Annotated in this window: 10 protein-coding genes and 1 pseudogene; 4 read left to right on the forward strand and 7 right to left on the reverse strand. The window is 54.6% G+C overall.

Features of this window, described 5'->3' with window-relative positions:
• The 4 genes and pseudogenes from CSZ94_RS29460 to CSZ94_RS25175 all read left to right on the forward strand — a co-directional run.
• A pseudogene (locus CSZ94_RS29460) lies at window positions 1–126 on the forward strand (IS481 family transposase); the annotation flags it as partial.
• Window positions 127–178: 52 nt separating this feature from the next.
• Window positions 179–736: a hypothetical protein gene (locus CSZ94_RS27765; RefSeq protein WP_146009895.1), complete on the forward strand. Its 558-nt coding sequence runs from the start codon at window positions 179–181 to the stop codon at window positions 734–736.
• Between the two features lie 70 nt (window positions 737–806).
• Window positions 807–1,997 carry a hypothetical protein gene (locus CSZ94_RS25170; RefSeq protein WP_146009896.1) on the forward strand — a complete coding sequence of 397 codons (1,191 nt, stop codon included), beginning with the start codon at window positions 807–809 and terminating at the stop codon, window positions 1,995–1,997.
• 163 nt (window positions 1,998–2,160) lie between these two features.
• A complete protein-coding gene (locus tag CSZ94_RS25175) occupies window positions 2,161–2,790 on the forward strand; it encodes a hypothetical protein (protein ID WP_102124027.1) in 630 nt (209 codons plus the stop codon).
• Window positions 2,791–2,822: 32 nt separating this feature from the next.
• On the opposite strand, the gene CSZ94_RS25180 is transcribed toward CSZ94_RS25175, so the two are convergent.
• The 7 genes from CSZ94_RS25180 to CSZ94_RS25205 all read right to left on the reverse strand — a co-directional run bounded on the left by CSZ94_RS25180 (window position 2,823) and on the right by CSZ94_RS25205 (window position 14,235).
• Window positions 2,823–3,632, reverse strand: a complete 810-nt coding sequence (locus CSZ94_RS25180; protein ID WP_102124028.1) for a hypothetical protein — start codon at window positions 3,630–3,632, stop codon at window positions 2,823–2,825.
• A gap of 1,125 nt (window positions 3,633–4,757) precedes the next feature.
• Window positions 4,758–7,889 (reverse strand): type I restriction endonuclease subunit R, encoded by a 3,132-nt coding sequence (locus CSZ94_RS25185; RefSeq protein ID WP_102124029.1) that lies wholly within the window; start codon window positions 7,887–7,889, stop codon window positions 4,758–4,760.
• Window positions 7,890–7,901: 12 nt separating this feature from the next.
• Complete coding sequence (locus CSZ94_RS25190; protein ID WP_102124030.1) at window positions 7,902–8,756, reverse strand: GIY-YIG nuclease family protein; 855 nt, start codon at window positions 8,754–8,756, stop codon at window positions 7,902–7,904.
• On the reverse strand, window positions 8,753–10,078 hold the full coding sequence (locus CSZ94_RS25195; protein ID WP_102124031.1) for a restriction endonuclease subunit S: 1,326 nt from the start codon (window positions 10,076–10,078) through the stop codon (window positions 8,753–8,755). Before CSZ94_RS25195 ends, CSZ94_RS25190 begins: the two co-directional genes overlap by 4 nt.
• Entirely contained in the window at window positions 10,075–12,123 is a 2,049-nt protein-coding gene (locus CSZ94_RS25200) for a type I restriction-modification system subunit M (protein ID WP_102124032.1), read from the reverse strand. Before CSZ94_RS25200 ends, CSZ94_RS25195 begins: the two co-directional genes overlap by 4 nt.
• Window positions 12,124–12,318 (reverse strand): hypothetical protein, encoded by a 195-nt coding sequence (locus tag CSZ94_RS27770; RefSeq protein ID WP_146009897.1) that lies wholly within the window; start codon window positions 12,316–12,318, stop codon window positions 12,124–12,126.
• Between the two features lie 1,131 nt (window positions 12,319–13,449).
• On the reverse strand, window positions 13,450–14,235 hold the full coding sequence (locus CSZ94_RS25205; RefSeq protein WP_102124033.1) for a hypothetical protein: 786 nt from the start codon (window positions 14,233–14,235) through the stop codon (window positions 13,450–13,452).
• Window positions 14,236–14,471 lie beyond the last annotated feature (236 nt).

The following is a 14,471-nucleotide window of genomic DNA, read 5'->3' on the forward strand; positions in this document are numbered from 1 at the left end:
ATCTACAACCACAACATTCCCCAGCGCGCCTTGGATAACGCAACACCGATTCAGGCGATGAAGAAATGGCAGGAGAAAAAGCCGGAATTATTCGTTAAACGCGTATATAACCAGGCCGGTCTTGACAACCAAGAAGGAGCCGTTGGTCGTTCTCGCGATCGGTGCCGGGGGATTTTGCGTGACGTGGATTGTGGTCACTGTTAGTCTGGTATTCCTGTCGCTGTTGATCAGTATGCTTTCTTTGCTCTTGCAGGCATTTGCATCACCCATCGCAGCACCTGTGTTGGCAATATTTGCAAAAATCCATAATCGGCTCTTGCGTACGAAATATAAAGGTTGGGTAACATCGCAGGGAGCGCCCATCATTGAATTTGACAGCGAGGGCGTGAAAAATTTTGTACCTGGCAATGAGGCGATTTTTGTGTCGTCTCCGCGTTTTCGTTGCGGTGGCGCGGCAATGGCAGCGGGGATTCCGCTGTTCACCTTCTATGAACTTGGGGATAGCGCCATCATCAATCAGCGTGTCAGTGCTGCTTACGACGCATTAAGCGCCACTGCTGGCGCGAGGCACGAAGACATTGCAAATCATCCACTCATGGACCTGAATCCTGCAAACGGACTCCCCATGATTGCTGGGATAGGCAGCGTGGATGTGATGGGCAACGCTTTTGGCACCGACAGTCATCAGGTCTATCACACCACGGATATGGGACATGACAGCTTCAACAATCACTGATCGCATAATTTTTCTGGCTTCAGCGGAAATTTGTTGAGCGATATCAATCATTAAATATTTAGGATGAAATATGGGCAAGGAAGTAGTTTTGAAAACCGTGATGGCCGGCTTGCTTATCTCCGGCGTGCATGGTGCTGTCGCTGCGGATATTCGTGACCAATTCAATGTTCAAACCTCAAAAGCTGAGCTCGTGGTGCCTAATGCACGTGCTCAGGATGTTGCAGCGCAAGTCAAGGATGCCTTGTCACAGTTCGCTATTCCTGGCTCATATAACGTACACAGTCTTCCGGCGGCGTTGCCTGCTCGCCCGCTGGAGCCGGCGCTTCAGGATTTTTTGGTCCAGGGGCAGCCTGTCAGTGAGTACCAGTGTCGCAACGGTTACGCAGAAGTCACCAAGACCCCGGCACCGATCAAAAATCCATTCATGTTTGCCGCTGAACGCGTGCAAGCGTGTCTGTACCCGTTCCAGGGTGGCGTGAAGATTTACCTGATCTTTGCTTCCGTCAAGAAGACCGAATCGCTTACCTCCGGTCTGTTCAACGGCATTACCAGCGCTATCCGAGGCAAGGACGAAGATTACAATGCCAAGCGCTTGAAAGAAGAGATTACCGCCATACGCAAAAATCTGCCTCAGTTGCTGGTTGAGAAAATCGATGTTCCTGGCGCTACACTTGAAGAACCGGATAAGGATGCAGTGGCCAAGTTGATGCCGGCCCGGAGCGAGATGGCTGCGCAGCCTTCTATAGCAGCATCGTCCGCTGCTTCGCCATCGGTATCTGGGATGGGCGGCGTGGCATCACAGGGCAACAGTAAAGTGGAAGCACGCAAACACCTTGCAGGAATGGGGTTGACGTATCACTCGACCGAACAGTTTTTCGCAGCAATTCGCCGTGACGATGAAGTGGCAGTTCAGCTCTTCTTGGCTGCTGGTTCCATGAAAATACTCACCAAAGACGCCAATGGCAAGACTCCGGAGCAAGCGGCGCTGGAATCGAGTGCATCGGCCGCTTGGGAAGCGATCAAGCAGTTTGCAGCTGCTAACCCTCAGGCAGCGGCCAAGGAACCGAACAATCCGGCCGCAGACCCTGCACAAGCGCTTGCCGCAGCCCGCGAGTCCTTGTCTCCGGAAGTGCTGGCGGGGATTGAGAGAATGATTAAAGAGCAGCGTCTGAGCGGAGCAGAGGCGGAAGCCTTCCGCACCAAGGCGACGCTCCAGTATTCGATTCAATTCCGAGGCATACCTAAGTCGATGATGCAGTAGGCAAGCGGGAGCGTGCGGCTTTCCGAATGGATACTAGCGCCTATGGCTCAGTGTGAAACGGCGCTGGCGCGGTTCAATTTTGCTTAGGGTTATGTGAATCCCGGATGAGGTGGTGTGCGCTTTTGCGGTGCTTCCTCATATATTTTTAATATGAGGAAGAGTTATGTTCGATTTTTTGAATGTCGTCTATTTGGCATCTATTTTGTTTTCCAGTATTACGATGTATCCAGTCGGTGAAACCGCCGTGCCTGTTCGTTTGGATGGCGCTGTAGATGTGCGTTTCGTGCGTGAATGGTGGCGTGACGATGGCGACGGCAAGTGTTTTTATAATGGCATGGTGGTTCCGTTTGAACGTACCTGGCCGGAGGAGATTGAGCGTGGTGGCGAGAAAGTCGTCTTACCTCCAGAGCCGGGCAAGATCGCTGGCTATGTTGCTGTTATTAACCGCAAGGAGTGCACGGGGCTGGAGAGCGAGGCCATCTTGCGCGCAGGCATCGTCCGATCACGAACACTTCTGTTCGGCAGCCGTGGTCCCCAGGTGGACAAGCACACCTTTTTCCCAGCTGGCGATATGCTGGAGACCCCAGCGGAGAAGGTGCAGCCTTGGTTCCCGCAAGTTGTCGAGCGCTTGGAGCGCCTGAGCGTGCAAGATAAAGTAGCCAAGGCATTTCTAACTGCTAGCGCATCAGAACTGGTCACAGTTCTGCCTGGTCGTAACGGCAAGCCGCAAGCTGCGGCCTTCGTACCTGAAGGTCCTATCCCAGATTTGAGCGGCGATCAGCGAAAGAACTGATCTTGTCGCGGGGGACGTCGGACAACATACTCTTAGTCCTGCTGCAAAGCGAGTCGCGTAAGCTCCAACAGGTCTGCGTCCAGTTGAAAAATAGCAAGGCGCTCGCTCAGAATCCTGGCGTCCAGTTCACGGATTTGGCGCGGATATCCGCTCTCTGGCCCATGTGTTAATGCCGCGTGCAGACGCTTACCGATAGTCTTGGCGCCAGTGGCGGTAACTACAAACCATACTTTATCGATCAAGGGGGCTGGATGCTCAAAGATGCTCCGCAAAAACCAGACAAGCTTCTGCATGTCTCGTGCTCCTCGCCAGCCGTTCTCTACCTCAACCCAGATCGGGCCGGCGAAGCCGTGTAGCAGCAGGTCTGGAATCTTTTGAAGATTAATACCATCGTCGTCACTGTAGCTGAAAGCCGACAGATTAGCCGGAGCGCTACCGGCTCGAATTTCTAACTCTGACCAGCCAATGTCCTCGTCAAGCCCTCGGGTAACAGCGGCATAAACGGAATTGCATGCAGTGCGGTGTTTATGTGCGTGACGAAGCCAATCTCGTGCATGAGCACGTCCATGCGGCATCTCGACCAGCTCCGCGAGCGCTGCGACCCCGGCACGATTAAGTGCCAACATCATCTCGCCTGCAACAGAGTCTCCATCGCGTTTTTTCACCAAATAGCCAAGTGCGAATAGGCTGCGAATTGTACGGCCGGCCATTTTGCGACCGCTCATGTCGCACGAGCCCAATACGGCCATTGCGATCTGCCGGGTGGTTGCGTACCCCACGCGAGCTAAGAATTTGAGCGTCTTTGCACGATACTCGCGCCCAATTTGTTGTTTGCTTTTCATTCGAGAGTTCCTTCATGTTGTTACCTTGTATAGCGGATTATTTGAAGGTGGCAGCGAGTGTGTGTTTAGGTACACTTGATTCTTGCTTTCTGATCGTTCAGTGAGCTTTGTTTTGTTGTTTCCTCGGATAGCTCCGCTGGTGGAAACAACGCATGCTTTGGATTCGACGCGTATTTGCAAGCACACGGCCTTCGCCCTCTGGGCTGCGCGGAGTTGAAAACTCCTTGCGGGACAGCGTATTCGGCTTCACGGGCTGGACGCCCTACCGAATACTTCGGGGCCAGTGCCCCGATGTCCTGCGGCCCCGCGCTACGCTCGGGTTACCCGCTTTCTGCGGCGCCCAAAGCTTACGCTGTGGACGGTCCCGAGGGACTCGACCTTGTTCCTTCGGAACTCGGTCGCCCTTGAAACCAGGTAACCCGACCGCAGTCGGGGCCGGGGGCTCTCGCCCCCCGGTGGACGGTCAGCGCTTGGGGCGCTTCAATTTGACCTGGACGGTCAATTGCCCTTCCACCGGCTCCCCCGGTGGCACTGTCCCGCGTGGGCGCGGAACAGTCGCTCCGGCCGTGTGGCCTGCGCGCCCCTTCGGGTGCGAGCCTTCGCTGGCTGAGTGGCATCGTGTTTAGATTGTGGGTGGCATCTGTCCAAAAGCGTTCCGAGCACATTTTCTTCGTAAATGTACTCGGGATGGAGAAGAGCGCGCGAAGTAGCACTTATGATTGTTTGTCAAAAGGGCTTGCGGTATCGGCAGAATTCGATAGAGCAAAAGAACTCTGCAACTATTCGTTTTTTTCTATACTTGAAGGAGGGCATATGTTGCCGCAATTCTACGGCGGTGTGGGATTTGCGAAAAGGATATAGAAAAACATTCTCGCGGGGGGAGGGGGGCGCGCCTGATGCCTCTCCCCCCGCACCCAACGTTCATCCCACCGCGTACTGGCCTGAGCCGGACTGAAACTAACTGGATGATCTTAGAGCGTGGGCACTGACTCTACTCTGGCCAGACCATGGAACTATCAATTCCAGTGAGTCTGTCCAGTTGTTCCACCCGTGCTGGCGGCATGACGTCCGGTGACATGGTCCAAACAATTTGCTAAGAGGTAAAAAATTAATATAGATAGGACACTACATTACACCGCGTTGCTCCCGTAAACTGCGGTAAACCTCTTCCACCAGCAGATTCGCAAGCCCTTTGAACACCTTCTCATGTCGTAACGCTTGGTCGGCCATAGAGCCATGGTTTTCCAAGGCATCTACCACGGCGTTGTTAAGCTTGGTTTCATAGGCGCCGTTGGCAAAGGCGTCCACGGTGTCGTTGGCCTGCGCCTGCTCCTGTAAGGTCGGGTCGTTCACCATCTTGCCAATCAGCGTGGTGGCGTAGCCCTTGAAATCGGCGTCGGACAGGTTGCCGGAAAACACCTCGTTCATTTTCTTGATGATGGCCGATAGGCGGTCTTCCGGGTCATCCCAGGCTTGCCCGCCGCCCGTGCCCATTGGCTTCATCGGCTCTGCCTTGCCGGCCTCCATGTCGAGCTTGTGTTTTTGCTCGTTGACCACCTTGTAGCCCGCCAAACGAACGGATTCATCCAGCGCTTCATCACCGCCCGCCTTGCCCTGCAAGCGCGGCAGCAACATGCGGCAAAACGCATGCAGACGTTCCAGGTCGGCATCGTCGTATGAACGCATTTGCGACAGGAAGTCGTAGGCGCTGACATAAGAGGCCACATCCCCTCGGAACAACTCTTGCACCTCCTTGGCTTGCACCTTGAACCGTTCATGCGCCTTTTTCAATGGCGCCTGAATCGTGGCTTGCTTGCCCTTGGGGTCAAAGAATCCCTTGGCAAAGGCCAGCACTTCTTCCCACAGGTAGATGCCCGCATCGTCCAGCTTCTGGCGCAGGGTGTGAACCAAGTTAGGGTCAGTAACTGCCGACATCTTCGCCGTGCGGTAGAACGGCAGGAAGGCTTTCAAGATGTCTTCCGCCGCGTTGCGAAAATCCAGCACAAAAGTAGTTTCCTTGCCCGGATACATCCGGTTCAGGCGGGATAGGGTTTGCACCGCCAACACGTTGTCCAGGCGCTTGTCCACATACATGGCACACAGCTTGGGCTGGTCGAAGCCCGTCTGAAATTTCGATGCGACGATCAACACCTGATAGGTGTCCGTTTTGAACGCTTCCTTGATGCCGTCGTCGTGTTCCCTGTGGTCGTTGAGGTCGCCTTCCTTAACCTTCAATACCTTGGATTCTTCGTCCGTAACGTCGCCCGAGTACGCCACCAACGCCTTGCAATCGGTGTACTTCATCTTCTTGATGTAGTCGTCGAATGCCTTCTTGTAGCGCACCGCCGCCACGCGGCTGTCCGACACTACCATGGCTTTGGCTTGCCCGCCCAACTGGTGCATGACGTGTTCGCGGAAATGCTCCACGATGACCGTAACCTTTTGCGCGATGCTGGTGGGGTGTAATTGTGCGTAGCGGAACAGTTTGGCCTTGGCCTTGCCCGACTTCACGGACTTATCGTCACCCGCTTGCTCCAACTTGAAGGCAAAACCATAGGTAGTGTAGCCCCGTAAAACGTCCAAGATGAACTTCTCTTCAATAGCTTGGCGCATCGAATACACATGGAAGGGCTCGGGTGTGCCATCCGCAACCGTGCGCCCAAAAAGTTCCATGGTTTTGGGCTTGGGCGTTGCCGTGAAGGCGTAGTACGACACATTTTGCGGGCGCTGGCGTGATGCCATCATTTGGTTCAACACGTCTTCATCCGTCAGCTCTGCATCTTCCTGCGCTGCAGCTACTGCGTCGTCATAGGCCGTGGACGGTACCAGTTCCAAACCCAAAGGCGAAGCTTCCATTCCCTTGGTGGTCAGCACCTCGCGCAATTTCACCGCGCTCTTGCCAGCCTGGCTGGAATGGGCTTCGTCCAAGATGAGTGCAAAGCGCTTGTCGCCTAAGCCGCCCACCTTGTCCAACACCCATGGGAACTTCTGCAAGGTGGTGATAATGATGAGCTTTCCCTTGTCCAAGGCTCCCGCCAATTGAGCGCTGTTCTCGTCAATTTTTTCGACCACACCTTGCTGGTGGTCGAACTGGTAGATGGTGTCTTGCAACTGCGAATCCAGTACCCTGCGGTCCGTAATCACAATCACGCTGCTGTACACCTTCTGGTCTTTGCTGTCATGCAGCGATGCCAGCCTGTGCGCCAGCCATCCGATGGTGTTGGACTTGCCCGAACCCGCCGAATGCTGCACCAGATAGGTTTGTCCCACGCCTTCGGCCAGCGTAGCATTCAGCAGTTTGTTCACTGCGTCCCACTGATGGTAGCGCGGGAATAAGAGCGAAGTGTTGAACACCTTCTTGCCCCTGGCATCCTTGGACTCGGATACTTCCACGGACAGGAATTTACCCACCACCCCTAGCCATGCATCAGGGTGGAACACCTCGTGCCATAGGTAGCCGGTGGAGTAACCCAATTTGTCGTCGGGCGGGTTGCCTGCGCCAGCGCCGCCCATGCCATCGGGGTTGCCACGGTTGAACGGCAAAAAGCGCGTAGCCGCGCCCGCTAGTTTCGTCGCCATGCGTACCTCGTCCGTGCTGACGGCGAAGTGGACCAATGCTCGTTTGCCAAACGACAGCAAGGGCTCGGGTTGCTTGTTTGACACGTCGATGGGGTTGCGGTCGTACTTGTATTGACGTACCGCGTCTTCAATGTTCTGAGTGGTGTCGGTTTTCAGCTCGACGGTTGCCAGGGGCAGGCCATTGAGGAACAGCACAAAATCAATGCACAACTGGTTGTGCAGCGAGTAATGCAATTGCCGCACCACGCGCAGGCGGTTCTTCTTGTGCTGCTCCCAGGTGGCGGCGTTCTGCTGGTTGCCAGGGGCAAACTGCGCCATCTTGAACGTGGCGTTGATGTCCTTGAAGCCTTTGCGTAGCACGTACAAGGAACCCCATAGCTGCGGGGTCTCCTTCTTGATGGTCGGGCGATCCTTGTCTAGCTCTTCCGCCAGCCGTTGGATGAACACCGCTTCCGGGTTTTTGGTGTGGTTCTTGGCGAACTTCTCCCAGGCGTCGGGCTGGGTATCCTTCACCCATGCAATCGCATCCTCGGGGTACAGCGCCGTGCGGCGGTCGTAGCCCTTGTCATACGCAAAGCCCTTCTGGAACGGCAATGGCCCATCAACCAGCCACCCTTGGGCTTTCAGGACTTCGCAAATCTCGTCTTCAAACTGCTCTTCGGTGTGGATGGCCGCCATGGTGCTCCCTGTTTAAGTTGTTTTTCGCTTCACATCATCAAGCGTCTTGCCATCAGCAGATTTCCAGTCAAGCCAGCCATTCGACGTACGCCCCAGCAAAGCCATGGAAGCACTGCTGGGTGAACTGAATGCGTGGTCTTTGGTGAATACCAAGAAACCGCCTTCCTCCTGCATCACTCCCGATGAGATGAGTTTTGCCCGCATGGTCTCGTTGGCCACCCCATACGAAGCGACAGTAGCCAGGCGCCCCTTGGACCCTTTGAGTACGACAAAGCCCTCAGCGGTGTACTCGCCCACGCCGTCGATGCCGCCGCCCGTGCAGAAAAAAAGCTCAACCGGGGTGCCATTACTTGGTTGGGCTGCAATCGGTTCAAAGACCGGAAAGCCAAGCGTCGCCAAGAGCATCCTTGCTGTGTCCTGGATATCTTCGCAATCTGCCTGCAGCGGTGCGGGCGTGTGGGGCTTTGTGCCTGCGTTCCCATTTTCAACCGCGTAACGCCCAACCTCCATAGCCGCCCTGATGCTTGACCATTCCAGGTACTGCACATGTGTCTGCGTCAGGTTGTTGGTCATCGACACGACCACCAGCGCCTTGTTCCAGAAGTCCTTGTTGTTGTTATGCGTGTCGAGCCGTTTGCTGACACATCCCGACTGACCAATGTAGACCATGGAATCTTGCGCCTCACCATTGCCAAACAGGAAATACAGGGCTACCTGTTCGGCCTCAGGCATTTGCTTGAACTCCGGCAACATGGAGCGGGGCACCTCTACCACGCGGATGATGCTTGTAGTCAATTCCGCCACTCGGATACCGCGCGGGTCGCCATTGGGCAGGTAGATTTGGATGGTACGCGGCCTTGCCCTCATTGAGTTTCCCGGCATGCTAATGGGATGGTGTGGGCGGTGCGCACGTCGATGCGCCCCAGCACCGCATCCGCGATGGTCGCGGCGCGGAGTTCTTTCAGCAGGATGATTTCGTCGTTGGTGTGGGCGATGAGGTTGTCAAATGCCGCCAACTCTGCCCCCAGCGTTCCCAGCAATGCATCGCGCTGCGCCTTGGGCGGCAGCAAGATGGGCAGCTCTTTCACAGTCGTCTGACTGATAGAAGCAAGATTGGTACTCTGCTTGGCGTTGTTCATGAAATAGAACTTGGCGTACTGCGTTTGCATGATGGCAGACAGCCATTCCGACAAATCGCGCTCCACGGGGCGCACGGCAAAGACATGGTTTTGGTGTAGGCAAGGGGAAATTTCGCCCGTCCACACCGCCCCGCGCCCTACCTTGTCATAGTCGCCGCCCTCATTCATGAGCACGTCGCCTTCCACCAAGGAAAACCGCTTCACCGCATCGACTTCGACCGGCATGGTCGATATTTCCCGCAAATCCAAACGCCCCTCTTGCACATTGGCTACCCGAAGATAAGGCAATTCCACAGTTACGTTGTCACCAGAGTCTTTTCCTTTCGCCAAACCGGAACGCACCTGAGCAAGGTGTTTGAGTCGCTTGAATTTCCAACCGTCGGGAAGATGGGGGGCCCAGGGGTTGCCCGTAGGTTTACCAGGCAGACTATCGCCCGAAATCAGTTCGCTAATGCGGCTGGAACGCGCTTCCCGCAACAACCCTATCAGTTCATCCTTTTCATGAATCAGGGTGTCGATACGGGTGGTTTCGATATCGAGATAGTCGGCAATGGCTAACTGTTCGTCTGGTGGGGGATGCGGCAAACGCTGTTGACCAATGAACCCCCAATCGGCACGCGGCATCTTTGCGCCAAAGGTGGAAGCATCCACCGCATCGGTGAACTCTTGCATCAGCATCGTTGAGTTCAAGTAGGCAGGTACTACGTCGTCGGACGGAGCTAACACTAGGAACTCACTAGAACAAACGCCATCCGCATCCGCAACCACGCATTTCGCTAAATAGGGTCGCAGCTTCCCAAAGAGCACATCACCCTTTAAGAACACATTCACAGTGCTTTCCGCTTCCTCTTGGGTACCTTCAACTATCGGGTTGAACTTGCCCACCTTGGACAAGACATGTTCCATGCCGACATATCGCACACCATTGGTGCCCACGGCTTTTTCACCGCGCAGGCGCGTTTGAAATTTCACTTTTTCAACCTGCCAGTGGCTGGGAACATCCCCCAGCCAGGGCACTCCCGATGGCTTGTAGCTCGCATATGGCATCATGGGCGAACCTCGCCCTTGATGTCACGCAGCAACTCCATGAATTTTAGTTCCTTGGCTTCGATGTCCGCCGCAATAGCCTCTCGGCTGCGCGGGGGGGTGTATACATAAAACTCGCGGTTGAAGTTGATTTCTGTGCCCACCACGCCGGTCTTTTCGTCCTTGGCATCCTTCACGTCGTGGTTGATCCACGCATCCGGCCAGTGCGGGCGCACTTCGTGTTCAAAGTACGCCTCGATATCGTCGTTGAACGGCACGTACTCGGCATCCCGCAATTCCGAATCGGTCAGGATGTCGCCCTTTTCATTGGTGGTAGGCTCGGCGTTCTTGTCCTTGGTGCCAAGGTACTTGCGTGCCAGCTCCACCGACTTGGCACCGAGTTTTGCGGCCTTGCCGGTCAGACCATGGGCGTTTGCCACCGTGGTGGCAGAGGCGTGCAATGTCTCACGGAACGAGTCCGCATCCATGTACGAAGCCTGCACATCCATGTCTTGGATGGCTTGGCTCAGCAGGTCTTTTTGCTCCTGCGGGAGCTTGCCAAAGGCGGTGTCGTAGCCAAGAATTTTCAAACCGTGCTCGGTGGCCTGGAAGCGCATGCGCAAGGGGCGCTCGATTGTTAGCTTGCGATAGAAAAAGTGCTCGCGATCAAACACTTTGGCTTTTAGCACGCGCCCACCCTTGCCCTTTGGGTTTTCTTTCCACTCCATGGACTGAAAATCGGCATACGCCTTGGCGATGCGTTCCATGCAATCGGGCGTGAACTCACGGCGCTTCTTGCCTAGGTTTTTCTTCATCAGCGTGCTCATAGCGCTGGCGTCAATCAGGAGTACCTTGCCCTTGCGTTTGGCGGGCTTGCGGTTCGTCATAAACCACAAGTAGGTGGTGATGTTGGTGTTGTAGAACATGTCCGTTGGCAGCGCCACGATGCAATCTAGGTAGTCATGCTCCAAGATGTGGCGGCGGATTTCGCTTTCGCCACTGCCTGCATCGCCAGTGAAGAGCGGGGAGCCGTTGTGAACTACGCCGATTCGCCCACCGCCCTTGCCCGCAACTACGGGTTGCATCTTGGACAGCAGATGCAGGGAAAACAGCATTTGTCCATCACGGATAGCAGGCAACCCAGGCCCAAAGCGCCCCGCCGCGCCCTTGGTATACTCTTTTTTTACTGCATCTTCGGCTGGCTTCCACTCCACGCCATATGGCGGATTGGCAGCTTGGTAATCGAAAGTTTTGCCGAAATGCTTGTCAATTTCTAGCGTGTCACCGTTTTCGATGTTGGCGGGGTCTTGCCCGCGAATCAGCATGTCCGCCTTGCAGATGGCGTAGGTCTCGTCTTCCAGTTCCTGCCCAAACAATTTCAGGGTGGCGTGGTCATTGAACTTGCTCAGGTGTTCTTCCGCCACGCTCAGGATGCCCCCGGTGCCTGCCGTGGGGTCGTACATGGTGCGCACCACGCCGGGTACCGACAGGATGTCATCGTCGCCGTTGAACAGCAGCGTCACCATGAGTTCAATCACGTCGCGCGGGGTGTACTGTTCACCCGCCGGGGACACGTCGTTAAACTTGCGCAGCAGTTCTTCAAACGCCTGCCCCATGTCGTGGTTCGTAACCTTCTGGGGGGCAAGGTCGGTTTCTGCAAAGCGCTGCGCCACAAGGTACAGGCGGTTCTTTTCGGCCAGCTTGTCCAAGGTGGCGGTGAAGCCGAATTTTTCAAAGATGTCGCGCACATTCTGGGAAAAGCCGTTAATCATGGCCTCCAGATTGTCGCGCACCTCGTCGGGGTTTTCCGCGATGTTGGGCAGCGTGAATTTTGACGTGTTGAAGAACGGATAGCCACTGACGGGGGTTAACACCCGTTCTTGGTAGTCCTGCCCTTTTTCCTTGATGCCATCATATTTGGCCAACACCGCTTCGCGGGTCGGTTGCAACACGCAATCGAGGCGTCGGAGAATGGTGAAGGGGAGGATGGCCTTGCGGTATTCGTTTTCTTTGAAGGCACCGCGCAGCAGTTCGGCGTTCTTCCAGATGAGGTCTGCTAATTTGGACATTTAGGGTTTCTTGATTGTATTCTTGGCCATCTTGGCTACTGGCAAAGTGATGCCTTGCACGGCGGCGTAGGTATGCACCATGTACTCCACCATGGATGCCATGCTTCGGTGCTCGTGCTGCGCACACAGGGCAAGTAATTCCTTGGTTTCGGGAGTCATTCGAAACGATACGGGCACGGATTTTGACGAAGTCATGGTGTAATGCATTTGTTATTTGTATGTAATGCAAAACGGTAGCATTTGTAATGCTATCCCGTCAAGTGGAAGCAACGCTTACTGTCACGTCATACAGTCTAGGTACTTCGGCTCTGACGAGACGTCTGTTGTACAAATCTATTTTGAAAAGGCATTAATTAGTGTTTCTTAGGTGTTCGATTTCTGACCAAGATTCGTCCAGTGAGTTGATGCGTTTGCACAAACGTCTCGGAGGTGAAGTTTGAGTGCTGCCGCCGAAGGCCGCGCCGTACGGCCTGCAGCGAAGCGAGGACGGTACACCGGAACCGCCGAAGGCGGTTCCGGTGTACCGTAAAACGAGGCAAAGTGTCCAGAGTCAGCGGCTGGCGATCATCGACTATTCTCGTTGCGTCCTCAGCATGCTGGCGGAGATAAATTCGTTGCGATGGCATCGAGCTTGGCCTTGCCTTCCGCAAGGATCAGCGTCCATTTAGCCTTTGGACCTGGACGAGGGTTCCATGGCGCAGTCCATTCGCTCAGTACCTCAATTCCTCCTCCACGCTGATCGACTCTCTTGATAGCCATAGCATCCGTGCCGGGTCGCAGCCTGACCAACCTCAGCCCCATTTTCTGCAAGCCGGGGGAGTGTTGCAGTAGCGCTAACGTAGTGCCGTCATTCAAAGTGCGCGCGGTATGAAGTTTCATTGCTGATCCTCGATTTTTTAGGTACCCACCACCCGAAATGAGCAGTAATAAGGTGGCCGTTAACCAATGTAGTCAACTATGATTGCCATGAAAATCAGCGGCTGACTGCAATGTCGAAAATGGCCTGCAATTAACGAGAGTTTTTGCAATGTTTTTTTGAGAAGCCAATGTCAAAATGGCGTTAGGTCTTGTTCCGATGCGACCCACAGCTTCCGCTCACGTTGGTCCAGCAGCTTTCTGTCATAAACGGCAAGACTCCCCATCGCTTACGTTTGGCCTGTCGGAGGGGCTCTGCAGGTCGCGATAACGGCTCGGTGAAATCCTGCTGCCATGGAAGCCGCGTAAGCTCCAAAAGGTCTGCGTCCATTTGAAAAATAGCAAGGCGCTCGCGCCAAATCCTTGCGTCGAGTTCATGGATTTGGCGCGGATACCGACCTCTGAGGGAAATTACTTGAAATGGAATCCGCATATACGCAACAATTCTCCATCGCCCTTAGCTGCTGAAAGCAGTTGCTGATTCATGCCGATTGCAACGTTTAGATAGGTACGTGCACTGTCCTCTTTGCCTTGTGCACACAGAATCTTCGTGGCGTTAATCACGACCACGCGGCCCAGATTTCCCTCGGTGGGTTTGAGCTCAATGGCGCGACTGATGCTCTTGAATGCTTCGTCTATTTCATCCAGGCGCAATTGCGCATAAGCGAGTGCGTTCCAAGCCTGGATGTCGTCAGGCGCCAGCGTGATGGCATTGCTGAAACTAAGTGCTGCTTCGGCGAAATAGCCGCCGCTAGAATACTGAAAGCCGAGTGCTTTAAACTGGCCGGTGCCGTTAGCGACGTGGGATGTCGGCTCGTTCGCACTTTCATGAATATGGCGGGCCTTGGTTTTGACATCGAGAGCTTCCTCTGGTGCGGTAAATGTCGTATCGATGAGGGCTTCAGCCTGTCGCATCGCGCTAGGCTGGGATGAGGTCAGCAGCACCATATTCTTCTGTAGAAAGTCAGCCTTGCTTGCGTCCTTGGTGCGCTGCAGGTCGCTTCGCTTATTGAAGAGGTCAGCTTCCTTTTGTTGCAATTCTGTTTTCTTGTCGCGGGACTGGTCAGCGTCGCGCAATACAGTGTAATGGAGCGTTATAGCTGCGATGATACAGGTGACAATGGGAACCGCGACCTTAACTAATAGGTCGGTTTTTGATGAGCGAATAGGGTCTGCATTGTTGGGGGGGCTGGACATGGCTTTAGATATGTTGGTTGAGGTGATTGTGTTGCCTATTTCGCCAGCTTATATGCATTATTTCCATGTGGCAATAGTGCGTGAGCATGATGAGAGAATGTGAAGCCCTGAGCCTGTCAGAAATTTTGTGTGAAAGAAGTCATACGATAAAATTTATCCCTGGAAAGGATACGTATGACCATCGACAAAGCCACACTCGACAAACTGCTTGAGGGCGTAGACCCGCACAACCCACA

Origin of the sequence: Janthinobacterium sp. ROICE36, from assembly GCF_002869965.1 — a bacterium.
Lineage (GTDB): Bacteria > Pseudomonadota > Gammaproteobacteria > Burkholderiales > Burkholderiaceae_D > Janthinobacterium.

What these genes read in the sequence shown, in the direction of transcription:
- CSZ94_RS25170 (WP_146009896.1), top strand. Translation starts at nt 807, where the DNA reads ATGGGCAAGGAAGTAGTTTTGAAAACCGTGATGGCCGGCTTGCTTATC.
- CSZ94_RS25175 (WP_102124027.1), top strand. Translation starts at nt 2,161, where the DNA reads ATGTTCGATTTTTTGAATGTCGTCTATTTGGCATCTATTTTGTTTTCC.
- CSZ94_RS25180 (WP_102124028.1), bottom strand. Translation starts at nt 3,632, where the DNA reads ATGAAAAGCAAACAACAAATTGGGCGCGAGTATCGTGCAAAGACGCTC.
- CSZ94_RS25185 (WP_102124029.1), bottom strand. Translation starts at nt 7,889, where the DNA reads ATGGCGGCCATCCACACCGAAGAGCAGTTTGAAGACGAGATTTGCGAA.
- CSZ94_RS25190 (WP_102124030.1), bottom strand. Translation starts at nt 8,756, where the DNA reads ATGAGGGCAAGGCCGCGTACCATCCAAATCTACCTGCCCAATGGCGAC.
- CSZ94_RS25195 (WP_102124031.1), bottom strand. Translation starts at nt 10,078, where the DNA reads ATGATGCCATATGCGAGCTACAAGCCATCGGGAGTGCCCTGGCTGGGG.
- CSZ94_RS25200 (WP_102124032.1), bottom strand. Translation starts at nt 12,123, where the DNA reads ATGTCCAAATTAGCAGACCTCATCTGGAAGAACGCCGAACTGCTGCGC.
- CSZ94_RS27770 (WP_146009897.1), bottom strand. Translation starts at nt 12,318, where the DNA reads ATGACTTCGTCAAAATCCGTGCCCGTATCGTTTCGAATGACTCCCGAA.
- CSZ94_RS25205 (WP_102124033.1), bottom strand. Translation starts at nt 14,235, where the DNA reads ATGTCCAGCCCCCCCAACAATGCAGACCCTATTCGCTCATCAAAAACC.